The organism is Pseudomonas izuensis (genome assembly GCF_002356535.2).
Lineage (GTDB): Bacteria > Pseudomonadota > Gammaproteobacteria > Pseudomonadales > Pseudomonadaceae > Aquipseudomonas > Aquipseudomonas izuensis.
In genome coordinates, this window is record NZ_AP017423.2 from 5,061,970 (window position 1) to 5,087,116 (window position 25,147).

Below are 25,147 nucleotides of genomic sequence, written 5' to 3' on the forward strand. Positions count from 1 at the left end.
GGTCAGCGCACTTCCTTTAACAAGCCATCGGACTGGACCGATAGCGAGAACAACGCACCGTGACCCACTTCGACATTCAGCAACTGCTCACGGGGCAAGCCTCGCGCCTGGGCCAGCAACAAACGCATGACCCCGCCATGGCTGATCAGCAGCACCCGCTGGCCGGCGTAGGCCGCCTGCAAACGCGCGACCGCCGCCAGCACGCGCGCTGAAAACTCGGCCACTGGCTCACCCTGTGGCGGAGTGAATGAATAAGGGTCAGCCCAAAACAATCCCAGGCCTTCGGCATCGGTTTCCATCAGCGCCGCGGCGCTCTGCCCCTCCCACGCGCCGAAGTGCAGCTCTTGCAGGTCTGGATCGAACGCCACCGGCAAGCCCGAGCGCGCGGCGAGTTCTTCAGCGAAGCGCGCACAACGCTGCAATGGTGAGCTGACCAGACGATCCCAAGGCCCCTGCTCCATCACCGCTGAGCGCATCTGCTGCCACCCCTTTTCGGTCAGCGCGTCATCGAGGCTGCCGCGCAAGCCGCCGCCAAGTTCGGTTTCGCCATGGCGCAGCAGATCCAGACGCAAGATCATGCCGGGCGATCCGCAACTGCGGCTTCAGCGAACGTCGCCATCTGCCCATGCAGATCACACGCCAGCCGCAACAATGGCACCGCCAGCGCAGCCCCGCTGCCTTCTCCCAGTCGCAAGCCGAGATCGAGCAGCGGTTCGGCATTCAAGGATTCCAACACATGTCGATGCCCCGGCTCGGCGCCACGATGACCGAACAACAACCACGGGCGGCATTGTGGATTCAAACGCACCGCGACCAACGCCGCGACGCTGCAAATGAAGCCGTCCACCAGCACCGCAACGCCTTCCTGGGCACAGGCCAGATAGGTCCCGACCAATGCCGCGATTTCGAAACCACCCAGGTTCAGCAGGGTTTGCAACGCATCGCCACGCCGGGCACCGTGCAAGGCCAATGCTCGCTCGATCACCTCAGCCTTGTGGCTGACGCCCGCCGCGTTCAATCCGGTGCCAGGCCCGGTCAGATGCACCACCGGGCAATCCAGCAAGGCACAGGCCAGTGCACTGGCGGCGGTGGTATTGCCGATGCCCATCTCGCCACCGATGAACAATTGCGCATTGGCTTCTTTGGCCCGCCGCACGCTGTCACGACCCGCCTGCAATGCCAGTTCGCCTTGAGCCACGGTCATCGCCGGGCCCTGCACAAAATTCGCCGTGCCCGGGCCGATGTTCAGGTGACGCACCCCCGGCAGGCTCAGCGATGGCGTAATCGTCCCGAGATCCACCACCTCAAGGGCAGCCCCCAACTGCCGCGCCAGCACACTGATTGCCGCGCCGCCGCTGACGAAGTTGTGCAGCATTTGCCCGGTGACTTCCTGAGGAAACGCGGACACCCCTTCGGCCACCACGCCGTGGTCGCCGGCAAAAATCGTGATCGAAACCTGCTCCAGACTCGGTTTGACCCGCCCCTGCAATCCCGCCAGTTGTACCGCTACCGACTCCAGCTGACCGAGGGAACCCGCCGGCTTGGTCAATTGTTGTTGACGGGCCTGGGCCTGCTCGACCGCCTGGGCGTCGATCGGTTTGCACGGGTTCAGCCACCAGGATTGGGTCATAACGCAGTTCCTTTCAGAGTGAGGGGCAGGCCGGCGACGGTCAGGACGACTCGCTGACAACGCTCGGCCAGAGCTTGATGCAGCCAACCGGCTTCATCGACATAGCGGCGAGTCAATTCGCCCAGCGGCACGACACCCATTCCGGTCTCGTTGCTGACAAAAATGATTTCACCCGGCAACGACGCCAGGCACTCCAGCAGCGCATCGCGTTCAACGTTCAAGCGTTCGGCATCGCCCTGCATCAGCAGGTTGGTCAGCCACAACGTCAGGCAATCCACCAACAGGCAATGATCGGCGCGAGCGTTTTCACGCAGGACGCGGGCCAGTTCCAAAGGCTCTTCGATCAAGGCCCATTCGGCAGGGCGACGGGCGCGGTGATGGGCGACCCGGTCGCTCATTTCGCCGTCCAGGGGTTGGCTGGTGGCGATGTAGGTCACCTGGAGTTGACTGTCTGTTGCCAGTTTTTCAGCCAGGCGACTCTTGCCGGAGCGGGCGCCGCCGAGGATCAGTTGGAGCATGGTTATCAACCTTCTATTTGGCGGTGTAGCGGCAGGCGCTATCGCGAGCAGGCTCGCTCCCACATTGGAACGCGGTCAACTGTGGGAGCGAGCCTGCTCGCGATGGCAATCTCAAAACCACCTCAAATCCCACAGAGTTCGCGCAACAACCCGGTATCCAGATGCTTCTCCACCAGATCCGCCAACCGCTCGATATCCCGCTCGCGCAACCCGTGGTAATCCACATCCTGCACGGCCTGCAATCCTGCCCATCGCAGCAACGCACTGCACGCCGCCGGCGATTCGAACAGACCATGCAGGTAGGTGCCGAAAATCTGCCCATCGACACTTTGCGCGCCATCGCAACGCCCGTCATCGAGCTGCACCGCGGCGTTTTCCAGTGCCGGGCCAGTGGTCACGCCGGCGTGGATTTCATAACCGCTGACCTCAGCGTTTTCCAGCACCAAATGCCCGCGCACATTGCGCAGTTGCTTCTCTTCTTCGAGGCGGGTTTCAAACGCCAGCAAACCCAAACCGGCGCTGGAACCCGGTGCGCCTTCCAGGCCCAGCGGGTCATGCACTTGCCCGCCGAGCATCTGCAGGCCACCACAGATGCCCAGCAATTTCCCGCCATACCGCAGATGACGGGAGATGGCGGTTTCCCAACCGTTGGCCCGCAGATACGCGAGGTCGCTGCGCACGCTTTTCGAGCCCGGAAGAATGATCAGATCGGCCGGCGGGATCGCCTGGCCGGGGCCGATGAATTGCAGATCCACTTGCGGATGCAGGCGAAGCGGATCGAAATCGGTGTGGTTGCTGATGCGCGGCAACACCGGCACCAGCACTTTCAGCACCTGCTCGGCCTTGTCGGTCTGGCGCTGATCGATACCGTCCTCGGCTTCCAGGTGCAGGTCCATCACATACGGCAATACGCCAATCACCGGTTTGCCGGTGCGCTGTTCCAGCCAGTCCAGGCCCGGTTGCAACAGGGCGATGTCACCGCGAAAACGGTTGATGATGAAGCCCTTGACCCGCGCCTGCTCGCTGGGCGAAAGCAACTCCAGCGTACCCACCAGATGGGCGAATACCCCGCCCCGGTTGATGTCGGCAATCAACACCACCGGGCAATCCACCGCTTCGGCAAAGCCCATGTTGGCAATGTCGCCGGCACGCAGATTGATCTCGGCCGGTGAACCGGCGCCCTCGACCATCACCAGCGGATAGGCCGCGCTCAACCGTGCATGGGAAGCCAGCACCGCTTGCATGGCGATGGCCTTGTAGTCGTGATAAGCCACCGCGTTCATGGTCGTGACGGCGCGACCGTGGATGATCACTTGGGCGCCAGTATCGCTGTTGGGTTTGAGCAGCACCGGGTTCATGTCGGTGTGCGGTTCGAGATAAGCGGCCTGGGCCTGTACCGCTTGCGCACGGCCGATCTCGCCACCGTCAGCCGTCACCGCGCTGTTGAGCGCCATGTTTTGCGGCTTGAATGGCACCACGCCTGCGCCCTGACGCGTGACCCAGCGGCATAGTGCCGTCACCAGCGTGCTTTTGCCGGCGTCGGAGGTGGTGCCTTGCACCATCAACGTGGTCATTGGCGTTCCCTGGCGAAGTCTTCGAATGCGGCGGCCAGGCGTGCCCAATCGGCGTCACCGTCGGGCAGGCCGAAGCGCAGGCTGCTGGTTTGCGTGAACAATCGCAGCAGAATGCCGCGCCGGGCCATGAACTCGTGCAGCTCTTCGGCGCGCTCGGTGATCAGCCATTGGAACAAGGCGCAACCGCCCTGGGGCTTGAACCCGTACTGCTCCAGCAACGACGCCAGCCGTTCGCTGGCTTCCTCGGCCCGCACGCGTTGCTGCCTGTGTCCTTCGGTATCGCGCAGACAAGCCTGACCGAGCACTCGGGTCGGCCCGCTCACCGCCCACGGCCCGACCTGTTCGGCGAGCAACTTGAGCAACTTGCGCTCGGCGAGGACAAAACCCAGCCGCACCCCGGCCAGGCCGAAAAACTTGCCGAACGAACGCAAGACGATCAATCCGACCTGATGGGCAAACGGCGCCACACTCAGGTGCGGCGTGTTGTCCATGAACGCTTCGTCCACCACCAGCCAGCCACCGCGCTGGGCCAGGCGTCCATGCCAATCGAGCAATCGGGCGGGCGTCAGGCTCAAGCCGGTGGGATTGTTCGGGTTGACCACCACCAGCACATCGAGACTGTCGACGAAAAAATCGACTTCCTGCTCCAGCACTTCGCGAACGATGTAGCCATTGCGACGCCAGGCTTCGGCATGTTCGGCGTAACAAGGCGACAGCACGCCGACCTTGCCGGCCCGCCGCAATCGCGGCAACAACTGAATGGCCATTTGTGAACCGGCCACCGGCAGCGCCTGCAGTGTGCCGTAGTAATCGCAGGCGGCCTGCTCCAGGCCGTCATCGGTTTCCGGCAAGCGCGCCCAGGCCCGCAGCGGAATATCCGGAACCGGAAACGGCCAGGGTGCCAGGCCGCTGGACAGGTCTAGCCAATCGGCTTCCTCGATGCCGTATTCGAGCGCCGCCTTGCGCAACCGCCCACCGTGCTCAAGCATAAAATTCAGCCCCCACGCAGAGAATCAGCAGCCATAACCATACCCCGCGCTGGACCAGTTGCCAGCCGCGGTCGATGGAGTCCGCATCCGCCGGCACGCCTTCGCCCAGTTGCGGACGCTCGTGCAGTTCGCCGTGATAAATCGCCGGCCCACCCAACTCAACGCCCAACGCACCGGCACCCGCCGCCATCACCGGACCGGCATTCGGACTGTCCCAGGTCGGGCCCTGGGTGCGCCAGCATTTCAAGGCCAGCCGGGTCTTGCCCAACAGCGCGTAGGTCAATGCCACCAACCGCGCCGGAATGTAATTGAGCACATCGTCGATCTTCGCCGCAGCCCAGCCGAAACGTTCGAAGCGTTCGTTGCGATAACCCCACATCGCATCCAGGGTGTTGCTCAAACGGTAGAGCACCACGCCCGGCGCACCGGCCACGGCAAACCAGAACAAGGCGGCGAACACCGCGTCACTGCCGTTTTCCAGCACCGACTCGGTGGCGGCGCGGGCGACTTCGGTTTTATCCAATTCGCTGGTCTTGCGGCTGACCAGGTAACTCACACGCTGGCGCGCTTCTTCGAGATTATCGCTGCGCAAGGCCTTGGCCACAGGCTCGACGTGCTCGCCCAGACTGCGCATGCCGAGGGCGCAGTACAGCGCGAGAATCTCGACGATCCAGCCGACGTAGGGCGCCCAGGAAATGGCCGTGGCCAGCAAGGTCAAGGGTAAAACCGCGATCACCCATGCGGTGACGCCATGGCTGCGCCAGCCGCGACCACCACCGTTGAATCGCTGCTCGATGCGCTCGGCAAAACGGCCGAACGCCACCAGCGGATGCCAGCGCTTGGGTTCGCCCAGCAGCGCATCCAGCGCCACGGCGGCGACACTCAACAACGCCACACTCATTGACTCACTCCCCAATAATTCTCGTACAACAATTCACTCAACGGACGCACCTGCGCCCAGCCTTCAAGCACCAGCATGGGTGCCGGGTAGAATTCCTTGACCGGCCCCAGGCACAAAATGGCCAACGGCTTGGCACCGGACGGCAACCCCAACAAGTCCGCCAGGGCTTGCGGCTCGAACAGGGATACCCAGCCCATGCCCAGCCCTTCGGCGCGGGATGCCAGCCACAGGTTCTGAATTGCGCAGGACAACGACGCCATGTCCATTTCCGGCAGGGTGCGCCGGCCGAAGATATGCCGCTCGCGATCATCCATCAGCGCGGCCACCAGCACTTCGGCGCAATCGTTGATGCCTTCGACCTTGAGTTGCATGAATTCGTCGGTTCGCTCGCCCAGGGCCTCGGCAGTGCGGATGCGTTCTTCTTCCACCAGCGCCTGGATCTTGCCGCGCAAGGCCCGGTCGCTGATGCGAATGAAACGCCAGGGCTGCATCAGGCCGACACTCGGTGCCTGGTGCGCGGCTTCGAGCAGACGGCGCAATAGTTCGGGCTCGACAGTTCCGCCGCTGAAATGGCGCATGTCGCGGCGTTCGGCTATTGCGCGATAAACCGCTTCGCGTTCGGCCTGACTGAATGTGTTGTCGGTCATGGCCTTTTCGCGAGCAGGCTCGCTCCCACAGGGTCTAGGTTATCCATTGTGGGAGCGAGCCTGCTCGCGAAGGCGTCCTCACGGTCTGGCGCAAACAGCGCGGCAATCGCCGTCGGATTCGACGGAAAATAAAAGTGCACATAAGAAGCGGTCATTCGCCCCTCGCGATAAACCGCTTCCGCCCCGCGCCCACCATTGGGACTCAAGCCCCGGGCAATCGGCGTCAGTTCGGTGGTGGTCAGCGAGTGGTGATAGGTGTGGCCGCGAAGCGAACCTTCCGGCAGTTCGACCGCTTGCAGGGCCAGCGCGGCTAGACGCTTTTGCATCACCGCATCACCGCTCAGCAAGCCGACCAGTTCTGCGCGAGCACCTTCGACATCCGTGAGCGAATCGAGCAAATACAGCATGCCGCCACATTCGGCCAGCAACGGCTTGCCGGCGGCGTGGTGCGCGCGGATTGCATCGAGCATCGACGTGTTCTGTGACAGTGCCACATGATGCAATTCCGGATAACCACCCGGCAGATACAGACTGTCCGCCTCTGGCAACACACGGTCGCGGATCGGCGAGAAGAACGACAACTCGGCGCCCATCGCCCGCAACAAATCGAGGCTGGCACCGTAGGTGAAGGCAAACGCTTCGTCCCGGGCCACGGCGATGCGCACGCCGGACAGCAACGGTTCGGCTGCGATCACATCCGGCGCGGCGAACTCCACCGTCGGTGGCAGCGCGACTTCGCAACTGCTGGCCAGGGCATCGGCCGCCGCATCGAGGCGCATATCCAGGTCGTTCAACTCGCTGGCCTGCACCAGGCCGAGGTGCCGGCTTGGCAATTCGATCCCGGTTTCCCGGGACAAGGCGCCGTACCAGCGCAAGCCTTCAGTCAGGCTGCCTTCGAGCAATTGTGCGTGACGCAAGGTGCCAACGCGGTTGGCCAGGACCCCGGCAAACGGCAAATCCGGTTGATAGCGCGCCAGCCCCAGCGCCAGTGCGCCAAAGGTCTGGGCCATGGCGGTGCCGTCGATCACGCCCAGCACCGGCACACCGAAGTGCCGCGCCAGGTCGGCGCTGGACGGTGTGCCGTCGAACAGCCCCATCACCCCTTCAATCAGGATCAGGTCGGCATCGCCTGCGGCTTCCCACAACAAGCGGCGACTTTCCTGCTCGCCGACCATCCACATGTCCAGTTGATACACCGGCGCACCGCTGGCGCGCTCGAGGATCATCGGGTCGAGAAAGTCGGGGCCACATTTGAACACGCGAACCTTGCGCCCCTGATTGCGATGCAAACGGGCCAGTGCGGCAGTGACGGTGGTCTTGCCCTGACCGGAGGCCGGCGCGGCAATCAGTACCGCCGGGCAATGACGAGGTTGATTCACAGCTCGACGCCTTTTTGCGCTTTGATCCCGGCCTGGAAGGCGTGCTTGACCATGCCCATCTCGGTGACGGTGTCGGCCAGTTCGATCATCTCCGGCTTCGCGCCGCGACCGGTGACCACCACATGCTGCATCGGCGGACGCGCCTGCAAATCGCTGAGCACCTGATCGAGATCGAGATACCCGTGCTTGAGCGCAATGTTCAATTCATCCAGCACCACCAGGCCGATGGCTGGATCACGCAGCAGTTCCTGCGACACCGCCCAGGCCGCTTCCGCGGCGGCGATATCACGCTGACGGTCCTGGGTTTCCCAGGTAAAGCCTTCGCCCATCACGTGAAAACGCACCTGCTCGGGGAAGCGTCGGAAGAACAATTCCTCGCCGGTGCTGTTGCGGCCCTTGATGAACTGCACGACGCCGCACTGCATGCCATGGCCCAGCGACCGGGCGAGCATGCCGAACGCCGAGCTGCTCTTGCCCTTGCCGTTGCCGGACAACACGAGCAGCAAGCCGCATTCGTTCGGGGAATTGGCGATGCGTTCGTCGATCACGGCTTTCTTGCGCAACATGCGCGCCAGATGACGTTCGTCACGATCAGGGGTATCAGTCATGGGGGAGCTCTCCGTTGAGGCTGGATAACGGCGGGCAGGCACAAGAATAGATGGCAAGAAGCCTGGCATCGCCCACCGTGATGCCGCTTGGATGGATCAGGCCGGTCTCCGGGCTCATGAGCGGCGTTTGCCGACTGTGCGCCTTCCCATGTCAATTGACACAGTGGCTCAAGGCACAGTGTTCACTCATTTACCGTTGCGGGGGCAGCGCCGGAATTGCAGGCCATCATGCTTTGAATCGGCCACTCACCGGCTTCCCTGTTTCACTCTGTCGGCGCAAGCCACAGAGCACCTGAAACAAGCCGCGAAGGTTAGAGGGTTGGGGGTGGAGCGTCAATTGAAGACAGGCCGCGCAAGTGATTATCTACCGTCAATCAATTTACTGACGTCAATCTTGTGCCGCACGCCCAGCAATGATATCAAAGCGCCACAAACCTCATAACACAATAACAAGGGTGAGCCACATGCAAGGCATGATCATCAGCAATCCGAAGCTGGAATTCCTGCGCCCGGTGCTGGAGCGCTGGTTCGAGTGTATCGACCGCTACAACGCCGTGCGCGGCGATAACGAAACGCCGTACTGGCTCGACGAAAAAGCCAACCTCGGTCTGCTCTCCTCGTCGGCGTGGATGGCGGAAATGGTCACCTTGCAACAATCGCCCACCCGCAAACAGATCGAAGAAGGCGAACGCAATGGTCGCGCCGACCTGTTTATCGCCACGCCCGAAACACGCGCCTGGCTGCAGGCCACACAACGCTGGCCACGGGTCAACAGCCTGAACCTGACCCAGGCCCTGCAAGACATCACCAGCAACGCCAGACAAATCAGCTACGCCAGCGACCTCAAACTCGGCTGCCTGTTCGTCGCACCGCAAAAAGCCCAGCATGGCGCCACCCCGGAAGAACTGCAGGACATGGTCGACGACTTGCAAAAGGAGCACACCTGCGCCGTGGCCTGGTATTTCCCTTATGCCTATCGCAAGTTGCGCAACGAAGCGGGCCATTACCACCCGGGCATCGCCGTGCTGCTCAAGGAGGCCCGCGGCTGACCGGTTGAACCATCACGCGCTTGCGCTTCTCTACTGATCAGGTCAATGGATTCATAGGGAAGATCAGCATGCGCAAGCTTCAGCTCGCTCTCATCATCGCCCTCGCCGGAGGGCTCGCCGGTTGCGGTGAGACCTCCACGATGCAAGTCTCCGACGGCACCGGCCCGTCGCCCAAACTCCCGGAACCCAACAAGACGCTGATGCCGACGGTGAACATCGCCCCGGCAATCGGCTGGCCGGACGGCGCCAGACCCGTCGCCGCCGCCGGCACGCAAGTGGCCCCTTTTGCCGAGGGACTCGATCATCCGCGCTGGTTGTATGTACTGCCCAATGGCGACGTGCTGGTCGCCGAAACCAACGCCCCGCCCAAACCGGATGACGGCAAAGGCATTCGTGGCTGGGTCATGAAAAAAGTCATGGCCCGCGCCGGTGCAACCGTACCCAGCCCGAACCGCATCACCCTGCTGCGGGACAGCGACCACGACGGTGTCGCCGAAACTCGCACGGTATTCCTGGAAAACCTCAACTCCCCCTTCGGCATGACCCTGGTCGGCAATGATCTGTACGTCGCCGACACCGACCGCCTGCTGCGCTTCCACTATGAAAACGGCGACACGTCGATCAAGTCGCAGCCGGTCAAAGTCGTGGATCTGCCGGGGGGCACCCTGAATCACCATTGGACCAAAAACGTCATTGCCAGCAAGGACGGCAGCAAGCTGTACGTCACCGTCGGCTCGAACAGCAACGTCGGTGAGAACGGCATGGATCAGGAGGAAGGACGCGCGGCGATCTGGGAAGTGGATCGCGCCACCGGCAACCACCGGATCTTTGCTTCGGGAATCCGCAATCCGAACGGACTGGCCTGGGAGCCTGCGAGCGGCGCATTGTGGACGGCTGTTAATGAGCGGGATGAAATCGGTAGCGACCTGGTGCCGGACTACATCACCTCCGTGAAGGACGGCGGGTTCTATGGCTGGCCTTACAGCTATTACGGCCAACACGTCGACATCCGCGTCGAACCGCAAAACCCCGGACTGGTGGCCAAGGCGATTGCGCCGGACTATGCGGTCGGCCCGCATACCGCGTCGCTGGGGCTGACGTTTGCCCAAGGCAACACGCTGCCGGCGCAATTCAAGGAAGGTGCCTTTGTCGGCCAGCATGGTTCATGGAACCGCAAGCCACACAGCGGTTATAAAGTGATTTTCGTCCCCTTCCGCGCCGGCAAACCGAGCGGACAGCCGGTGGATGTACTCACCGGGTTCCTCAATGACGAAGAAAACGCCATGGGCCGGCCGGTGGGTGTGGTGATAGACCAGCAGGGAGATTTGCTGGTGGCCGATGACGTGGGGAACAAGGTGTGGCGGGTGTCGGCAACTAAATAGCACCACATACCACTGTAGGAGCGAGCCTGCTCGCGAATGCGTCAGTACAGGCAACTTTGATGCTGAATGTGCTGACCTCTTCGCGAGGAGGCTCGCTCCCACAGGGACTCTGTGTTTAGCGTTTGCGGCAAAGGGTGAGCCCATCCCCCAGCGGCAACAGCGACAGATCGACCCGCGAGTCATCCTTCAAGGCACGATTGAGCGCTTGAATGGCTCGGGTATCTGCACTTTCTGGATTGTCCTCCAGCACCCGACCGCTCCACAGCGTGTTATCGAACACCGCCAGACCGCCGGTGCGCAACAGGCGCAGCGCATGCTCCAGGTAGGCTGGATAGTTGGCCTTGTCGGCATCAATGAAAATCAGATCGAACTGGCCTGGCTGATCCAGTTTGCTCAGGGTCTCCAGCGCCGGCGCCAGACGCAGCTCAATTCGCCCCGCCAGCCCGGCTTCCTGCCAGTAACGGCGCGCCGTTGCGTTGTAATCGCCCGGAATATCACAGCAGATCAACGAACCGCCCTCCGGCAATGCCGAAGCCATGCACAGGGCGCTGTAACCGGTGAAGGTGCCGACTTCCAGCAAACGCCTGGCGCCGGTTAGTTTCACCAGCAATGCAAGAAACTGCCCCTGCTCTGGCGCCACTTGCCAGCGCGCCATGGGCAGCGCCTGGGTTTCGTCGCGCAAACGCTTGAGCAGCGGCGTTTCGCGCAGGGACACGTCAAGCAGGTAGTGATAGAGCGAATCGTCGAGATTGAGCGTGCGAGCGGTCATGACCACAACCTCTGGCTGTTACGGATTGCGCGCCAGGTGCTCCGGTTGCAGGACGCGCTTGGCACTCAGGTAGGCTTTCTGCCAATAAGCCTTGGACAAGCTGTCGAGCTTGACCGTGCCCCCCGTGGCAGGTGCATGGACAAAACGACCTTCGCCAACATAGATGCCGGCATGGCTGACCTGCGAGCCGCCGTTGGTGGCGAAGAACACCAGGTCACCTGTTTGCAGGCCTTCCTTGCCGACATCGGCCGCTTGCATGGAGATCATTTCGCGGGTGGTGCGCGGCAAGGAAATGCCGGTGACATCACGGTACACATAACCGATCAGCCCGCTGCAATCGAAACCGGAGTCCGGTGTATTGCCACCCCAGCGATAAGGCGTGCCCACCAGGCCCAATGCACGAAACAGCACATCTTCCGCTTCAGGCGAAAAGGCTTGGGAAGGACCGAAAACGATGGGAGCGCGAACCACCGGCGCTGGCGGTGGTGTGCGGCTGGCGCAGGCACTGAGCAGCGCTGCGAAAAGCATGATTGCGAGGCGGGCCGACGTCGACATAAGCAGAGCATCCTGATCTGGCTGCGGCTTTTTTCTGCAGAGGACGCAGAAAAGAAAACCGCCTGCGCAGTACGCAGGCGGTTTGCCATCATTCATGGATCAGATTCTAGCGCTTATGCGGCAAACTTCAAGTAAGACTTTAAGTTCGCCTTACGAACTGTCCGCTTACTTGCGCGCCGTGACAATCGGACTGGCATTCGGAGCCATCGCGAGTGCGCGCTTGGCTTCGATGAAGGTCTTGCTCCAGTAGCTGTCGCCCAGGCTATCGATCCGCACGCCACCGCTTTTGCGGCTGCTGGAATGGATGAACTGGTTATCACCCAGGTAGATCCCGGCGTGACTGACACGACCGCGACGGCCGTTGGTGGCGAAGAACAGCAAATCACCCGGCTCAAGCTTGTTGCGCGAGACCAACGGTGCATCGATGTTGATCATTTCACGGCTGGACCGTGGCAGGTTCATGCCCGCCTCTTCGCGGAACAGATAGCCGATGAAACCGCTGCAATCGAAACCGGCTTCGGAGGTACCGCCGAAACGGTAACGGGTACCGATCAGGGACATGCCGCGTTCGAGGATGCTGTCGGCCAGAACCGGAAGCTGATAGGACTTGCCGTCGGCGAAGGCGGCCAGTTCTTTTTCGGTGGCCACTTCTTCCTGGAAAAGAGAGTCTTGATAACGAATGGAAGACTGGGCAGTAACAGAGTTTTTAACCTGCTGTTGTTGCTCTTGCTGGGCCACTGGGGTGTGGGCAGCGCAACCGAACAACAGGGTAACGAGTGCGAGGGGCACGAGGGGTGCAAAGCGCTTTAGCATGGGCACGACCGTGGCTGTTAGTTGTAAAGAAGCCGAGACTATGCCCGCTATCAACCTCATTTGCAAATTCAATCGAACTTTTTGTGACTTCCCGGTTTCTCGTTTACATCTAAGCGCTTAAGCCCATTTTGATCCTTTACGCAGCCTGCAATTGCCAGGAAAGCGCATTTTCTGGCGCCTGAAATATGCCAAAAATCGCTGGAGGCCGCAGATTTACCGGGCTAGCTACCAGCCCAGCGTTTCTTTGAGGAAGGGAATGGTCAGCTTGCGCTGAGCTTGAAGGGAGGCCTGGTCGAGACGCTCAAGCAGCTCGAACAGCGCGCTCATGCTGCGGGTCCCACGGGTCAGGATAAAATGCCCGACCTCATCGGTCAGGTGCAGGCCTCGACGGGACGCGCGCAGCTGAAGGGCGCGCAGTTTGTCTTCGTCGGAAAGCGGGCGCATCTGGAAGATCAACGCCAGGGTCAGGCGGGACTTGAGGTCCGCCAGCTTCACCGGCAGTTCCCGCGGAGACGTCGACGCGGCAATCAGCAGGCGCCGACCGCTGTCGCGCAGACGATTGAACAGATGGAACAGCGCCTCTTCCCAATCCGCCTTGCCGGCAACCGCTTGCAGATCATCCAGGCAGACCAGTTCGTACTGCTCGAGGTTGTCGAGGATTTCGATGCCGCGATCCATCAACTCGGCCAGCGGCAGATACACCGCCGGTTCACCCATCTGTTCGAAACGCAGGCAAGCCGCCTGTAACAGATGCGTGCGACCTACCCCGTGCTTGCCCCAGAGATAAATCAGGCTTTCGGTCCAGCCGGCGTCGGCTTCGCACAGCCGCTCGACATAGCCGAGTGCAGCGGCATTGGCGCCTGGGTAGTAGTTGATAAAGGTGGCGTCGTCACGCAGACGCACACCTAGGGGCAGCTGAATCGGTTTCATGCTGACTGAACAGTTCCAAAGGAACCGTTAGTGGCCTCTGTGTAAAGTTTGCGAAGTTTATACCCGTGAAGCCGACCGCACAATGCGACAGACCACAAGCAAAATCAAAGGTTTGCGTTGGCGCCCCGGTTTGATGACAGTTTCTTTGGCGGTGCAGGTATCAACCCGGCGTCAATCCGGGTTGTTCGCAAAGCCGCTCAAAGCTCTGGCTCGTCCACACCACTATAGATTTCTGAATCCTTATACAAATCATGCACATGACGCACCAGCACCATGATGACCGCCGCCACCGGCAGCGCCAGCAGAACGCCGGTAAAACCGAACAGTTCTCCACCGGCCAGGATCGCAAAGATCACCGCCACCGGGTGCAGACCTATTCGATCCCCCACCAGCAACGGCGTCAGCACCATGCCCTCCAGCGCCTGCCCCACCATGAACACCGCGACGATACCAATCATCGGATACAGATCACCGCCGAACTGAAACAGACCGGCAATCAATGCCGCGCCTATACCGATCACAAACCCCATGTACGGCACAATCGCCGCCAGACCGGCAATCAGACCGATCAACAGCCCCAACTCCAGCCCTACCAGCATCAGGCCCGCGGCGTAGATCACGCCCAACGCCACCATCACCAGCAACTGTCCGCGAACGAAGGCCCCGAGCACTTCATGGCACTCACCGGCCAGGGACACTGCGCGCTCCTCCCGATCCCGCGGCAGCAAGCTACGGATCTTGGCCATCATCAGATCCCAATCCCGCAGCAAGTAGAACGTCACCACCGGTATCAGCACCAGATTCGCCAGCCAGCCAATCAGCGCCAGACCGGAAGCCGTCGCCTGGCTCAATACCACCCCGACAACGTCGCTGGTCTGCCCCATGTGCTCACTGATGGCGGCCTTGAGCTTGTCGAACTTCCAGAAACCCTCCGACAAACCGAACTTGGATTGCGCCCACGGCAGCGCGGTGTGCTGCAACCAGTCGAGCATCTGCGGTGCCAGCTCATACAAACGAAACAGCTGCTTGGCGAGCATCGGTACCAGCACCAGCAGCAGCGTGGTGAAGATCAATATGAACAGTGCGAACACGGCAACCACGCCCAGGGTTCGCGACAGCCCGGCCTTCTCCAGTCGATCCACCAGCGGATCAAACAGATAGGCCAGCAACAACGCCACCAGGAACGGCGTCAGGATCGGGTGCAGCAGCCAGATAAACGCGCAGAGCAGAACCACTCCACCCAACCAGAACCAACGCCGCGTATCGGCCATGAACCACTCCATTGCTTCTATATAAAGAAAGAATAATTACCAGCGGAAATGCAATTGCGGTGTCGGTGCAGCGACGGGCGCTGCGGCGGGGGCCGAACCGCCGGTCGCCGGCGCAGCAGGTGCCGCGGCGACAGGGGCCGGTGCCGCCGCAACTTCCTGCAACTTCGCCAGCGACAACTGCGCCCGCAACTGCTCGGTGCTGCCATTGACCCGATACAGAATCCGGTCGCCATCGACACTTTGCGGGCGCCCGCCAAAAGGCTCCAGCAAACGTCCAAGGGTCGCATAGCGCTCAAGATTCATGCCCTGCACTTCCAGCAACTGCTGAGTCGACGCACCTGCCTTGGCAACAAATCGTGGCGCCAGCCGCTCGTTGACCGCCAGCATCACCGCGTCTGCCAGAGCCGCTTGATCGGCACCCTGGACACTACCCGCCTCTTTCTGGTCGCCCAGCCACAAGCGCCACTTGGCTTGCCACTGCCCACCCTCTTCACGGGCATGCACCGCCAGCAAGGCGTCGGCATTGTAGCGTTCCGATGCGTTGTGCAGCGGCGCGGGATCAGCACTTTCCAGATTGGGTGCAGTGGCGACAATCTGTTCATTCAGATCCGCCAGGGGCAGCCGCAAAGGCAAGCCGCGGTGTTGTGCCGCGCGACGCAGCGGCGCCGCACTGGCCTGACCGTCGCCCACCAGGCTCGAACCCTCGGTGGAATCGTTCAACCACCATCCCAGAATCGAAGGCCGACTGGCGCCCCACATGGCCAGCCCGGCACGGCGCAACGCCTGTTCGGTGGAGGCCGGATCGAAATCGACTTTCAATACCTCCGGCGGCCCGGCGTCAAAGCCGTACTGACTGATGATTTGCTGCGGGTCCTTGCGGATCGCCGCCAGTCCAGGGTTTTGCACCGCCTTGGGGTCGCCGGTCAGACGCAAGACGAGTGTATCGAGGGCGCGCTGTGTCGCCTGCTCACGCTCTTCCGGCGACTGGCCACTGACCGGTTCGCGCACTTGATAAAGGCCTTTGACGGTTTCGGCATGGCTGACCAGACTGACCAGAGACAAACAGCCCACAAACAAGAATTTACAAAAACGCATGGAAGATTCCTGACGACAAGAGCGGCTGGAACAGGCCGCATGAACACGATCGAGCAAGGCTGTGACCATCGCCCGGCGCAAAACATTCACACGGCCCGGGTAAGTTTTCGCACTGTCATAACGATAGACGGTTAATGACGATACCCTGCTCAAGCGTGAAGGATGCAACCAACACACAACAATGAAGGTTTTTTTAAGCCGATATGCCCCTGCCGTCGGCGTGAGGATGGCCGCTGCCCTTCAAGCCTGATAAAATCGCGCGCCTTCGCAGACCGGCAACAGCCGGGCACTTTCGAAATTCGCGTGAGGCAATCGCCCTCGTCGATTTCGGCGCGCCCCCGCTGAACTCGGTCGTTACCCAGAAATCCCCCCTAAAGGCCTGGATCATGAGCAAGCAACCCTCCCTGAGCTACAAGGACGCCGGTGTAGACATCGACGCCGGTGAAGCATTGGTCGAACGCATCAAGAGCGTCGCCAAGCGCACTGCGCGCCCGGAAGTCATGGGCGGCCTGGGCGGTTTCGGCGCCCTCTGCGAAATCCCGGCCGGCTACAAGCAGCCTGTGCTGGTTTCCGGTACTGACGGCGTCGGCACCAAGCTGCGCCTGGCACTGAACCTGAACAAGCACGACAGCATCGGCATCGACCTGGTTGCCATGTGCGTCAACGACCTGGTGGTGTGTGGCGCCGAGCCACTGTTCTTCCTCGACTACTACGCCACCGGCAAACTGAACGTCGACACCGCCGCCCAGGTGGTAACCGGTATCGGTGCTGGCTGCGAGTTGTCCGGCTGCTCCCTGGTCGGCGGCGAAACCGCTGAAATGCCTGGCATGTACGAAGGCGAAGACTACGACCTGGCCGGCTTCTGTGTCGGCGTCGTGGAAAAATCCGAAATCATCGACGGTTCCAAAGTCGCTGCCGGTGACGCCCTGCTCGCCCTGCCGTCTTCCGGCCCGCACTCCAACGGTTACTCGCTGATCCGCAAGATCATCGAAGTGTCCGGCGCCGACATCGAAAACACCCAGCTCGACGGCAAACCGCTGACCGACCTGCTGATGGCCCCGACCCGTATCTATGTGAAGCCGCTGCTCAAGCTGATCAAGGAAACCGGCGCCGTCAAAGCCATGGCCCACATCACCGGTGGCGGCCTGCTGGACAACATCCCGCGCGTCCTGCCAAAAGGCGCACAAGCCGTGGTTGACGTAGCCAGCTGGAACCGCCCGGCCGTGTTCGACTGGCTGCAAGAGAAAGGCAACGTTGACGAGAACGAAATGCACCGCGTGCTGAACTGCGGCGTGGGCATGGTCATCTGCGTGGCTCAAGAGCACGTTGAAGCGGCCCTGAACGTTCTGCGCGAAGCGGGCGAGCAGCCTTGGGTCATCGGTCAGATCTCCACCGCTGCCGAAGGCGCGGCCCAGGTTGAACTGAAGAACCTCAAGGCTCATTGATGTCCCAGACCTGTGATGTGGTGGTGCTGTTGTCCGGCACCGGCAGTAACTTGCAGGCCCTGATCGACAGCACGCGGACCGGCGACAGCCCGGTCCGCATCGCTGCGGTGATTTCCAACCGCGCCGACGCCTACGGCCTGCAACGCGCCAGGGACGCGGGGATCGACACCCGCACCCTGGATCACAAGGCTTTCGACGGCCGCGAAGCCTTCGATGCCGCGCTGATCGAACTGATCGACGCCTTCAACCCCAAACTCGTGGTCCTGGCCGGCTTCATGCGCATACTCAGCGCGGGCTTCGTGCGCCACTACCAGGGTCGCCTGCTCAATATCCATCCGTCTTTGTTACCCAAATACAAAGGGTTACACACTCATCAGCGCGCTCTGGAAGCCGGCGACGCTGAACACGGCTGCTCCGTGCACTTTGTCACCGAGGAACTCGATGGCGGACCACTGGTCGTACAGGCAGTAATACCGGTAGAGTTGCACGACTCGCCGCAGAGTCTGGCGCAGCGGGTCCATGTTCAGGAACACCTGATCTACCCGATGGCCGTCCGCTGGTTTGCCGAAGGCCGTTTATCACTCGACGATCAAGGTGCTTTACTGGATGGGCAGTTACTCGCGGCCAGCGGCCATTTGATTCGAATCTAGGAGATTTTATGCGTCGTGCCCTGCTCTTCGCTTGCGCTCTGCTCGCCCTGCCCTTCGCACAGGCGGCAGACCTTCATCCTTTCTCCGCCAGCTACACTGCCGACTGGAAGCAGCTGCCCATGAGTGGCACTGCCGAGCGCAGCCTGACCCAGGAAGCCAACGGCGTCTGGAAGCTCAGCTTCAAGGCTTCGATGATGATCGCCAGCCTGTCCGAAGAAAGCACCCTGACCGTCGACAAGGACACCCTGCTGCCACAGTCCTACCACTTCGAACGGGGTGGCCTGGGCAAAGCCAAGAAGGCTGACCTGGACTTCGACTGGACCGCCAAGAAAATCACCGGCACTGACCGTGGCGACGCGGTCAATATTCCGCTGAACCGTGGCATGGTCGACAAGTCCACCTATCAGCTGGCACTGCAGCATGACGTGGCCGCCGGCAAGAAAAGCATGAGCTATCAAGTCGTGGATGCTGGTGAAGTCGATACCTATGATTTCCGTGTGCTGGGTTCGGAAAAGGTCGACACCAAGGCTGGCCAGATCGATGCGATCAAGGTCGAGCGCGTGCGTGACCCGACACAAAGCAAGCGCATCACCGTGCTCTGGTTCGCCAAGGACTGGGACTACCTGCTGGTCCGCCTGCAACAGGTCGAAACCGACGGCAAGGAGTACAACATCATGCTCCTGGACGGCAAGGTCAACGGCAAGACCGTCAAAGGCAGCTGATCCACACCGACATGAAGAAGCCCCGCCAATGCGGGGCTTTTTTTGTCCGGGATTCGGCTATCGATCCCTAGACCGAAAACCGCGCCACCAGGGTGTTCAGATCCACCGCCAACCGTGACAGCTCCTGGCTCGCTGCACTGGTCTGATTCGCCCCGGCCGAGCTTTGCAACGCCAGGTCGCGGATATTCGCCAGGTTGCGGTCCACTTCCCGCGCCACCGCCGCCTGTTCCTCCGAGGCACTGGCGATCACGGTGTTGCGCTCATTGATCAGGGTGAATGCCGACGCGATGTCTTCCAGTGCAATGCCCGCGGCCTTTGCCACTTCAAGGGTCGAGCGCGCCCTGGCATTGCTGTGCTGCATCGAGCTGACCGCCGAATCGGTGCCTTGCTGGATTCCAGTGATCATCTGCTCGATTTCCCGGGTTGATTGCTGAGTACGGTGCGCCAAGGCCCGCACCTCGTCGGCCACCACCGCGAACCCGCGCCCGGCATCCCCGGCCCGGGCCGCTTCAATGGCCGCGTTCAGGGCCAGCAAGTTGGTTTGCTCGGCAATCGAGCGAATCACGTCCAGGACTTTGCCGATGCTGTACACCTTCTGCGCCAGGTCTTCGACCTGCGAAGCGTTGGCGGTGACATCATCGGCCAGCATCTCGATAGACAACACGGTCTGGTGCACCTGCTCACGGCCATGCTGAGCAATGCGATCGGACTCGCGGGACGCTTCGGAGGTGGCCACGGCATTGCTTGCCACTTCCTCCACCGCCGCCGTCATCTGATTGACTGCCGTGGCGGCCTGATCGATTTCCAGGCTCTGCTGATGCAGGCCACGGGTGGCATCCTCGGTGACGCAGCTGAGTTCCTCCGAAGCAGAGGCCAATTGGCTGGATGACTCGGAAATACGCTGGATCGTTTCGCGCAGGTTCAGTTGCATACTCTTGAGCGAGTGCAACAGCCGCGCCGGCTCGTCGTCGCCGGTGACGCTGATGTCACCGGTCAGATCGCCACCAGCGACCACTTCGGCGACCTTCACTGATTGCGAAAGCGGCACCACGATACTGCGGGTCAACAATAAGGCCAGGCCAACGGTGGCAATCGCCGCCAGGCCGATCATTACCCCGACCCAGATCCGCGACTGGTTGAATACCTGGCGCCCCGCTTCGCTCGCCAGATTGGCGTTGTGCTTGTTCAAGCCGACCAGTTCCTTGAGCGTGAGGGTGATTTCATCGGCCAGCGGATTCATTTCACCGTTGAGAATGGCCGCTGCGTCCTCCACCCGTCCCTGGGCAGACCCCGCCATTACCTGACTCTGGAACTGCAGATACTTCTGCTCGGCGGTCTTGAAGCGATCGAACAAAATCCGCTCTTCAGGCAACACGATCAGCTTGTCATAGCGTTGCTGAGCATCGCTGAGAACGGCCTTCAAATCGTTGAGTTTACTGACGTTCTGAGCCAACGCCTGTGGATCGCGATTGATCAGCAAGCGCATGGTCAAGGCCCGCAGCCGCAACATGTCCTGACTCATATCACCGACCGCCATGACGCTGGGCAGCCAGTTGTCATCGACCTCATCGGCCTGTGCCCGCATATTCGACATCTGCAGTAGAGCGAACACCCCCAGCCCAAAAACCATCAATGCCAACAGGCCAAAACCCAGACTCGCACGCGGCGCAATATTGAGACTTCTTATACTCATTACTCTGGTTCCTTCCAAATGCGCTGCCTCAGGCAGCTGGTCTTTTAGACGATATCGGACTGTTGAAAATTTGCGTAAGACGAAAAGATGATATCAAAACGCCTCTACTGTATCGGTCAAAAGCGGTAACGATTCAGCGAAAAACCGGTACCACCCCGGATATCCGGAACATGTTTGCGCAGGAATGCTCTATACCTTCACGTTCCTTTTTGATCGAATGACCATTCCTGTCGCCCGCGAGGTTTCCCATGACTGTTACCGTCAACACCGTGTCCGCCGAAGGTTTTCGTCACACCGTGCAAATCGATGACCACGAACTCTTTGCCGACGTGCCCACCACTGCTGGCGGTGAAGGCTCGGCGCCGGAACCCCACGATTACTTCGATGCGGCGCTGGGTGCCTGCAAAGCCCTGACCCTGAAGCTGTATGCCAGGAAGAAGGACATCCCGCTGACCGGTGTCGGCGTCGAGGTCAAACGCGATAACAGCGAAGAGCAAAAAGGCAAATACGCGCTGCACGTCAAATTGACCCTCAAAGGTGTACTCACCGACGCTCAGCGTGAAGAACTGCACCGCGTGGCCGATCGCTGCCCGATTCACAAACTGATGACCACCAGCGAAGTCAGCATCGAAACCCATCTATCCGAAGGCGCGTTCAGCCAATAGCGGCAAGGGCTGTACAAGCGGGTTATGCTCGAATCATCACCCGCTCAGCCTGGAACGCACCATGAACACTCCGCTCGTGATCCGCCCCCGTGCCGAAGATGTCGAAGGCCAGCCCATCCTGCGTCCGTTGCCATCCGCCAAATGCCGCAATGTCGGGCCCTTCGTGTTTTTCGACCACATGCTGGAGACCCGCTACAGCGCGGGAGATGGCATGAACATTCGCCAACATCCGCACATTGGCCTGTCCACGCTCACCTACCTCTTTGAAGGCCAGCTCCAGCACAAGGACAGCCTCGGTTCGGATCAGGTGGTCAATGCCGGGGATGTCAGCTGGATGACCGCCGGCAGCGCCATCGCCCACGTCGAACGCACGCCCGAAGCGCTGAAAGAACGCGGTTTCACGATGCACGGCCTGCAGATCTGGCTGGCCTCGCCCAAGGACCGCGAACACGGCCCTGGCCATTACAGCCACCATCCCGCATCTACGCTCCCGACCAGTGAAAACCTTGGCGTGAAAATCCGCATGATTGCCGGTTCAGGCTTTTGCCTGGAATCGCCGGTGCCCGTGCTTTCTCCCACGCTGTATGCCGAATTGCACCTGCAAACGGCGGCGACACTGCTGATTCCCACCGAGCATGAAGAACGTGCGCTGTACGTGTTAAGCGGTGAAGTGCAACTGGAGGGCGAACCGATAGAACCACACGCATTGGTGGTGCTGCCGGCCGGGGAAGAAATAACGTTGTTCGCCGAGAGCGATTGTCATGCCGTGTTGTTCGGCGGAGCACCGCTGGACGGTCCGCGGCGGATCAACTGGAACTTCGTGGCGAGCGACCCGGCGTTGATCGACGAAGCACGGCGACGCTGGGCGGCCGGGGACTGGCCAACGGTGCCGGGGGAAGTCGATCGGATTGAATTGCCAAAACACCGAAGCGAGCCCACTCCGTTGTAATGATCCTCGGTGTGAGTCACACCGCCATCGCGAGCAGGCCCGCTCCCACAGGGAAATGCATTCCATTGTGGGAGCGAGCCTGCTCGCGAAGAGGCCGGCACTCACACCGACCATGCCGGGGCAAAAAAGCAATCAGCCCTTGAACACTTCATCCAGCAGGTTATGCATCGAAGTGAACGCCCGCGCAGCGACCTTCGCGTCGTACATCATCATCCCCGGCACCTTGGCATGCGGGTCGGTGAACGAGTGGAAAGCCCCGCCGTAGCTGAGCAACTGCCAATCCACACCCGCGGCATTCATTTCATCTTCAAAAGCCGGCAATTGCTCTTTCGGCACCAATGGATCGGATGCTCCGTGCAATACCAGCACCTTGCCCTTGATGTTCTTCGCATCGGCCGGATTCGGGGTATCGAGGGTGCCATGGAACGAGACGGCGGCTTTCACCGGAGCACCGGTACGGGCGAGTTCCAGCGCGCAGCAACCACCAAAGCAGAAACCGAAGGTCGCCAGTTTCGACGTATCGACCGGCGCCTCACCTTGCTTCTGCAATTGCTCGAACGCCACCTGCATGCGCTTGCGCAGCAATGCACGGTCGTTCTTCAGCGGCATCATCGCCGCGCCCGCCTCATCGTTGTTCGTTGGACGAACCGATTGGCCGTAGAGGTCCGCGATCAGCACCACATAGCCCTTGGCCGCTACTGATTTGGCGATGTCCTCGGCACCGGCGCCGACGCCCATCCAGTTGGGTGCCATCAACAGTCCCGGGCGCGCACCTTTTTGGTCGGCATCGAAAGCCAAGCGGCTTTCGTAAGCCTGACCGTCAATCTGGTAGGCCACGGAACGTACAGTGATTTGGCTCATTTCTGACTCCTGATTTTCAACACCAGAATGAAAAAACCCGCCGAAGCGGGTTTTTCTACAACGCAGTTAAACCGACAGTTCAACCAACAGCTTGTTCAGACGACGCACATACGCCGCCGGGTCCTTCAAGCTGTCGCCGGCCGCCAGGGCCGCCTGATCGAAGAGGATGTGCGACAGGTCGCCAAAGCGCTCGTCGCTCTGCTCGTTGTCGAGCTTCTCGATCAGCGGGTGAGCCGGGTTGAATTCGAAAATCGGCTTCGAATCCGGCACCTTCTGGCCGCTGGCTTCCAGGATCTGACGCATTTGCAGGCCCAGGTCCTGCTCGCCGATGGCCAGGATCGCCGGAGAATCGGTCAGGCGATGGGAAACCCGTACTTCAGCAACGGATTCGCCCAGCGCTGTCTTGAGGCGCTCGACTAGACCTTCCTTGGACTTGGCGACTTCTTCCGCGGCTTTCTTGTCCTCTTCCGAGTCCAGGTTGCCCAGGTCCAGGTCACCGCGCGCCACATCGACAAAGCTCTTGCCGTCGAATTCGCTGAGGTAGCTCATCAGCCACTCGTCGATACGATCGGTCAGCAGCAGCACTTCGATGCCTTTCTTGCGGAAGACTTCCAGGTGCGGGCTGTTTTTGACCTGAGCGTAGGTTTCGCCGGTCAGGTAGTAAATCTTGTCCTGACCTTCCTTGGCGCGAGCCAGGTAGTCGGCCAGACCAACAACCTGCTCACCCTCGTCACCGTTGGTGGAGGCGAAACGCAGCAGGCCGGCAATTTTTTCCTTGTTGGCGAAGTCTTCTGCCGGGCCTTCTTTCATGACCTGACCGAAGTTCTTCCAGAAGCCCTTGTATTGCTCAGGCTCGTTCTTCGCCAGTTTTTCCAACATGTCCAGTACGCGCTTGGTCAGCGCCGACTTCATGGAATCGATGATCGGGTCTTTCTGCAGGATTTCCCGCGACACGTTCAGCGACAGATCGTTGGAGTCGACCACACCCTTGATGAAGCGCAGGTACAGCGGCAGGAACGATTCGGCCTGGTCCATGACGAACACACGCTGCACGTACAGCTTCAGACCTTTCGGCGCTTCACGCTGATACAGGTCGAAAGGTGCGCGGGCCGGCACATACAACAGCGAACTGTATTCCAGCTTGCCTTCAACCTTGTTGTGGCTCCAGCTCAGCGGGTTTTCGAAGTCGTGGGCGATGTGCTTGTAGAACTCCTGGTATTCCTCGTCCTTCACTTCAGTGCGAGGGCGAGTCCACAGGGCGCTGGCACGGTTGACGGTTTCCCATTCAACGGCCGGTTGCTCTTCGCCTTCGGCAGCGGCCACTTCTTTCGGCAACTCGATCGGCAAGGCGATGTGGTCGGAGTACTTCTTGATGATGTTGCGCAGGCGCCAGCCATCGGCGAACTCGTCTTCACCGGACTTCAGGTGCAGGACGATACGGGTGCCGCGCTCGACCTTGTCGATGGTGGCGACTTCGAACTCGCCCTCACCCTTGGAAGACCAATGCACGCCTTCGCTGGCCGGGCTACCGGCACGACGGCTGAACACGTCGACTTTGTCAGCGACGATGAACGCGGAGTAGAAGCCCACACCGAACTGACCGATCAGGTGCGAGTCTTTCTTCTGGTCGCCCGACAGGTTTTTCATGAAGTCGGCAGTGCCGGACTTGGCGATGGTCCCCAGGTGGGTGATCACATCTTCGCGGCTCATGCCGATGCCGTTGTCTTCGAGCGTGACGGTCTTGGCGTCCTTGTCGAAGCTCACACGGATCTTCAGTTCGGCGCCACCTTCCAGCAATTCAGGCTTGGCCAGCGCTTCGAAACGTAATTTGTCTACAGCGTCAGAGGCGTTCGAGATCAGTTCGCGAAGGAAGATTTCCTTGTTGGAATACAGCGAATGGATCATGAGGTGCAGCAGCTGCTTTACCTCGGTCTGGAAGCCCAGGGTTTCCTTTTGAGTTTCCACACTCATGGTCATCAAACTCCAATCAGATGGCATAAGCCGCGACCAAGAGGGTCGGCGGCGGGTTGTCATCAGAGTTGGGGGCTGCGT

Annotated in this window: 25 protein-coding genes and 1 riboswitch; of the genes, 7 read left to right on the top strand and 18 right to left on the bottom strand. The window is 60.8% G+C overall.

The features are described from left to right. Window positions 1-2: 2 nt before the first annotated feature. The 9 genes from cobC to cobO form a co-directional block, all read right to left on the bottom strand. Window positions 3-578, bottom strand: coding sequence for an alpha-ribazole phosphatase family protein (gene cobC, locus LAB08_RS22390; RefSeq protein ID WP_096509665.1), 576 nt, complete (start codon window positions 576-578; stop codon window positions 3-5). Continuing rightward, window positions 575-1,630: a nicotinate-nucleotide--dimethylbenzimidazole phosphoribosyltransferase gene (gene cobT / locus LAB08_RS22395; protein WP_096509664.1), complete on the bottom strand. Its 1,056-nt coding sequence runs from the start codon at window positions 1,628-1,630 to the stop codon at window positions 575-577. The genes cobC and cobT overlap by 4 nt, the downstream gene beginning before the upstream one ends. Beyond that, entirely contained in the window at window positions 1,627-2,148 is a 522-nt protein-coding gene (gene cobU / locus LAB08_RS22400; RefSeq protein WP_096509663.1) for a bifunctional adenosylcobinamide kinase/adenosylcobinamide-phosphate guanylyltransferase, read from the bottom strand. The genes cobT and cobU overlap by 4 nt, the downstream gene beginning before the upstream one ends. A gap of 122 nt (window positions 2,149-2,270) precedes the next feature. Continuing rightward, a complete protein-coding gene (locus tag LAB08_RS22405) occupies window positions 2,271-3,722 on the bottom strand; it encodes a cobyric acid synthase (RefSeq protein ID WP_096509662.1) in 1,452 nt (483 codons plus the stop codon). Further along, on the bottom strand, window positions 3,719-4,711 hold the full coding sequence (cobD, locus tag LAB08_RS22410; RefSeq protein WP_096509661.1) for a threonine-phosphate decarboxylase CobD: 993 nt from the start codon (window positions 4,709-4,711) through the stop codon (window positions 3,719-3,721). Before cobD ends, LAB08_RS22405 begins: the two co-directional genes overlap by 4 nt. Then, entirely contained in the window at window positions 4,704-5,612 is a 909-nt protein-coding gene (gene cbiB / locus LAB08_RS22415; RefSeq protein ID WP_096509660.1) for an adenosylcobinamide-phosphate synthase CbiB, read from the bottom strand. Before cbiB ends, cobD begins: the two co-directional genes overlap by 8 nt. Next, on the bottom strand, window positions 5,609-6,259 hold the full coding sequence (bluB, locus tag LAB08_RS22420; RefSeq protein WP_096509659.1) for a 5,6-dimethylbenzimidazole synthase: 651 nt from the start codon (window positions 6,257-6,259) through the stop codon (window positions 5,609-5,611). The genes cbiB and bluB overlap by 4 nt, the downstream gene beginning before the upstream one ends. Then, window positions 6,256-7,638 (bottom strand): cobyrinic acid a,c-diamide synthase CobB, encoded by a 1,383-nt coding sequence (locus LAB08_RS22425; RefSeq protein WP_096509658.1) that lies wholly within the window; start codon window positions 7,636-7,638, stop codon window positions 6,256-6,258. The genes bluB and LAB08_RS22425 overlap by 4 nt, the downstream gene beginning before the upstream one ends. Beyond that, a complete protein-coding gene (gene cobO / locus LAB08_RS22430; protein WP_096509657.1) occupies window positions 7,635-8,246 on the bottom strand; it encodes a cob(I)yrinic acid a,c-diamide adenosyltransferase in 612 nt (203 codons plus the stop codon). The genes LAB08_RS22425 and cobO overlap by 4 nt, the downstream gene beginning before the upstream one ends. Before the next feature lie 82 nt (window positions 8,247-8,328). Next, a riboswitch (cobalamin riboswitch) is annotated at window positions 8,329-8,557 on the bottom strand. Window positions 8,558-8,710: 153 nt separating this feature from the next. On the opposite strand from cobO, the gene LAB08_RS22435 reads away from it, so the two are divergent. Next, a complete protein-coding gene (locus LAB08_RS22435; RefSeq protein ID WP_096509656.1) occupies window positions 8,711-9,295 on the top strand; it encodes a hypothetical protein in 585 nt (194 codons plus the stop codon). A 68-nt stretch (window positions 9,296-9,363) separates the two neighbouring features. Further along, the gene (locus LAB08_RS22440; RefSeq protein WP_096509655.1) at window positions 9,364-10,677 is read left to right on the top strand and encodes a PQQ-dependent sugar dehydrogenase; all 1,314 of its coding nucleotides are present in this window, start codon (window positions 9,364-9,366) and stop codon (window positions 10,675-10,677) included. Between the two features lie 115 nt (window positions 10,678-10,792). Here LAB08_RS22440 and LAB08_RS22445 read toward each other — a convergent pair whose 3' ends face one another. The 6 genes from LAB08_RS22445 to LAB08_RS22470 all read right to left on the bottom strand — a co-directional run bounded on the left by LAB08_RS22445 (window position 10,793) and on the right by LAB08_RS22470 (window position 16,110). Next, the gene (locus LAB08_RS22445) at window positions 10,793-11,446 is read right to left on the bottom strand and encodes an O-methyltransferase (RefSeq protein WP_096509654.1); all 654 of its coding nucleotides are present in this window, start codon (window positions 11,444-11,446) and stop codon (window positions 10,793-10,795) included. A gap of 18 nt (window positions 11,447-11,464) precedes the next feature. After that, the gene (locus tag LAB08_RS22450) at window positions 11,465-12,001 is read right to left on the bottom strand and encodes a C40 family peptidase (protein WP_096509653.1); all 537 of its coding nucleotides are present in this window, start codon (window positions 11,999-12,001) and stop codon (window positions 11,465-11,467) included. A 165-nt stretch (window positions 12,002-12,166) separates the two neighbouring features. Continuing rightward, the gene (locus LAB08_RS22455) at window positions 12,167-12,814 is read right to left on the bottom strand and encodes a C40 family peptidase (protein ID WP_096509652.1); all 648 of its coding nucleotides are present in this window, start codon (window positions 12,812-12,814) and stop codon (window positions 12,167-12,169) included. Window positions 12,815-13,039: 225 nt separating this feature from the next. Then, window positions 13,040-13,744 carry a DnaA regulatory inactivator Hda gene (hda, locus tag LAB08_RS22460; RefSeq protein WP_007936072.1) on the bottom strand — a complete coding sequence of 235 codons (705 nt, stop codon included), beginning with the start codon at window positions 13,742-13,744 and terminating at the stop codon, window positions 13,040-13,042. A gap of 197 nt (window positions 13,745-13,941) precedes the next feature. Beyond that, window positions 13,942-15,015 carry an AI-2E family transporter gene (locus LAB08_RS22465; protein ID WP_096509651.1) on the bottom strand — a complete coding sequence of 358 codons (1,074 nt, stop codon included), beginning with the start codon at window positions 15,013-15,015 and terminating at the stop codon, window positions 13,942-13,944. 36 nt (window positions 15,016-15,051) lie between these two features. Continuing rightward, complete coding sequence (locus tag LAB08_RS22470; protein WP_096509650.1) at window positions 15,052-16,110, bottom strand: DUF2066 domain-containing protein; 1,059 nt, start codon at window positions 16,108-16,110, stop codon at window positions 15,052-15,054. A 386-nt stretch (window positions 16,111-16,496) separates the two neighbouring features. On the opposite strand from LAB08_RS22470, the gene purM reads away from it, so the two are divergent. Genes purM through LAB08_RS22485 form a run of 3 tightly spaced genes read left to right on the top strand, consistent with a single transcriptional unit; the run spans window position 16,497 to window position 18,927 of the window. Next, complete coding sequence (gene purM, locus LAB08_RS22475) at window positions 16,497-17,555, top strand: phosphoribosylformylglycinamidine cyclo-ligase (protein ID WP_008049708.1); 1,059 nt, start codon at window positions 16,497-16,499, stop codon at window positions 17,553-17,555. Then, entirely contained in the window at window positions 17,555-18,205 is a 651-nt protein-coding gene (gene purN / locus LAB08_RS22480) for a phosphoribosylglycinamide formyltransferase (RefSeq protein WP_096509649.1), read from the top strand. Before purM ends, purN begins: the two co-directional genes overlap by 1 nt. A gap of 8 nt (window positions 18,206-18,213) precedes the next feature. After that, window positions 18,214-18,927 (top strand): DUF3108 domain-containing protein, encoded by a 714-nt coding sequence (locus LAB08_RS22485; RefSeq protein ID WP_096509648.1) that lies wholly within the window; start codon window positions 18,214-18,216, stop codon window positions 18,925-18,927. Between the two features lie 67 nt (window positions 18,928-18,994). On the opposite strand, the gene LAB08_RS22490 is transcribed toward LAB08_RS22485, so the two are convergent. Continuing rightward, the gene (locus tag LAB08_RS22490; RefSeq protein ID WP_096509647.1) at window positions 18,995-20,620 is read right to left on the bottom strand and encodes a methyl-accepting chemotaxis protein; all 1,626 of its coding nucleotides are present in this window, start codon (window positions 20,618-20,620) and stop codon (window positions 18,995-18,997) included. Window positions 20,621-20,868: 248 nt separating this feature from the next. Here LAB08_RS22490 and LAB08_RS22495 point away from each other — a divergent pair, with 248 nt between their 5' ends. Continuing rightward, window positions 20,869-21,285 carry an OsmC family protein gene (locus tag LAB08_RS22495; protein WP_096509646.1) on the top strand — a complete coding sequence of 139 codons (417 nt, stop codon included), beginning with the start codon at window positions 20,869-20,871 and terminating at the stop codon, window positions 21,283-21,285. A 61-nt stretch (window positions 21,286-21,346) separates the two neighbouring features. Continuing rightward, window positions 21,347-22,234, top strand: coding sequence for a pirin family protein (locus LAB08_RS22500; RefSeq protein ID WP_096509645.1), 888 nt, complete (start codon window positions 21,347-21,349; stop codon window positions 22,232-22,234). Window positions 22,235-22,366: 132 nt separating this feature from the next. Here LAB08_RS22500 and LAB08_RS22505 read toward each other — a convergent pair whose 3' ends face one another. Both LAB08_RS22505 and htpG read right to left on the bottom strand, forming a co-directional pair. Beyond that, window positions 22,367-23,095, bottom strand: a complete 729-nt coding sequence (locus LAB08_RS22505) for a dienelactone hydrolase family protein (RefSeq protein WP_096509644.1) — start codon at window positions 23,093-23,095, stop codon at window positions 22,367-22,369. Window positions 23,096-23,161: 66 nt separating this feature from the next. Further along, entirely contained in the window at window positions 23,162-25,066 is a 1,905-nt protein-coding gene (htpG, locus tag LAB08_RS22510) for a molecular chaperone HtpG (protein ID WP_096515238.1), read from the bottom strand. Window positions 25,067-25,147: the final 81 nt, after the last annotated feature.

Coding starts and splice junctions, on each gene's coding strand:
- hda (WP_007936072.1), bottom strand. CDS start 13,744: ATGAAACCGATTCAGCTGCCCCTAGGTGTGCGTCTGCGTGACGACGCC.
- cobC (WP_096509665.1), bottom strand. CDS start 578: ATGATCTTGCGTCTGGATCTGCTGCGCCATGGCGAAACCGAACTTGGC.
- LAB08_RS22490 (WP_096509647.1), bottom strand. CDS start 20,620: ATGAGTATAAGAAGTCTCAATATTGCGCCGCGTGCGAGTCTGGGTTTT.
- purM (WP_008049708.1), top strand. CDS start 16,497: ATGAGCAAGCAACCCTCCCTGAGCTACAAGGACGCCGGTGTAGACATC.
- LAB08_RS22450 (WP_096509653.1), bottom strand. CDS start 12,001: ATGTCGACGTCGGCCCGCCTCGCAATCATGCTTTTCGCAGCGCTGCTC.
- LAB08_RS22470 (WP_096509650.1), bottom strand. CDS start 16,110: ATGCGTTTTTGTAAATTCTTGTTTGTGGGCTGTTTGTCTCTGGTCAGT.
- LAB08_RS22465 (WP_096509651.1), bottom strand. CDS start 15,015: ATGGCCGATACGCGGCGTTGGTTCTGGTTGGGTGGAGTGGTTCTGCTC.
- cobT (WP_096509664.1), bottom strand. CDS start 1,630: ATGACCCAATCCTGGTGGCTGAACCCGTGCAAACCGATCGACGCCCAG.
- LAB08_RS22435 (WP_096509656.1), top strand. CDS start 8,711: ATGCAAGGCATGATCATCAGCAATCCGAAGCTGGAATTCCTGCGCCCG.
- LAB08_RS22500 (WP_096509645.1), top strand. CDS start 21,347: ATGAACACTCCGCTCGTGATCCGCCCCCGTGCCGAAGATGTCGAAGGC.
- LAB08_RS22445 (WP_096509654.1), bottom strand. CDS start 11,446: ATGACCGCTCGCACGCTCAATCTCGACGATTCGCTCTATCACTACCTG.
- purN (WP_096509649.1), top strand. CDS start 17,555: ATGTCCCAGACCTGTGATGTGGTGGTGCTGTTGTCCGGCACCGGCAGT.
- cobD (WP_096509661.1), bottom strand. CDS start 4,711: ATGCTTGAGCACGGTGGGCGGTTGCGCAAGGCGGCGCTCGAATACGGC.
- LAB08_RS22505 (WP_096509644.1), bottom strand. CDS start 23,095: ATGAGCCAAATCACTGTACGTTCCGTGGCCTACCAGATTGACGGTCAG.
- LAB08_RS22405 (WP_096509662.1), bottom strand. CDS start 3,722: ATGACCACGTTGATGGTGCAAGGCACCACCTCCGACGCCGGCAAAAGC.
- LAB08_RS22495 (WP_096509646.1), top strand. CDS start 20,869: ATGACTGTTACCGTCAACACCGTGTCCGCCGAAGGTTTTCGTCACACC.
- htpG (WP_096515238.1), bottom strand. CDS start 25,066: ATGAGTGTGGAAACTCAAAAGGAAACCCTGGGCTTCCAGACCGAGGTA.
- LAB08_RS22455 (WP_096509652.1), bottom strand. CDS start 12,814: ATGCTAAAGCGCTTTGCACCCCTCGTGCCCCTCGCACTCGTTACCCTG.
- cobU (WP_096509663.1), bottom strand. CDS start 2,148: ATGCTCCAACTGATCCTCGGCGGCGCCCGCTCCGGCAAGAGTCGCCTG.
- LAB08_RS22485 (WP_096509648.1), top strand. CDS start 18,214: ATGCGTCGTGCCCTGCTCTTCGCTTGCGCTCTGCTCGCCCTGCCCTTC.
- cbiB (WP_096509660.1), bottom strand. CDS start 5,612: ATGAGTGTGGCGTTGTTGAGTGTCGCCGCCGTGGCGCTGGATGCGCTG.
- LAB08_RS22440 (WP_096509655.1), top strand. CDS start 9,364: ATGCGCAAGCTTCAGCTCGCTCTCATCATCGCCCTCGCCGGAGGGCTC.
- bluB (WP_096509659.1), bottom strand. CDS start 6,259: ATGACCGACAACACATTCAGTCAGGCCGAACGCGAAGCGGTTTATCGC.
- cobO (WP_096509657.1), bottom strand. CDS start 8,246: ATGACTGATACCCCTGATCGTGACGAACGTCATCTGGCGCGCATGTTG.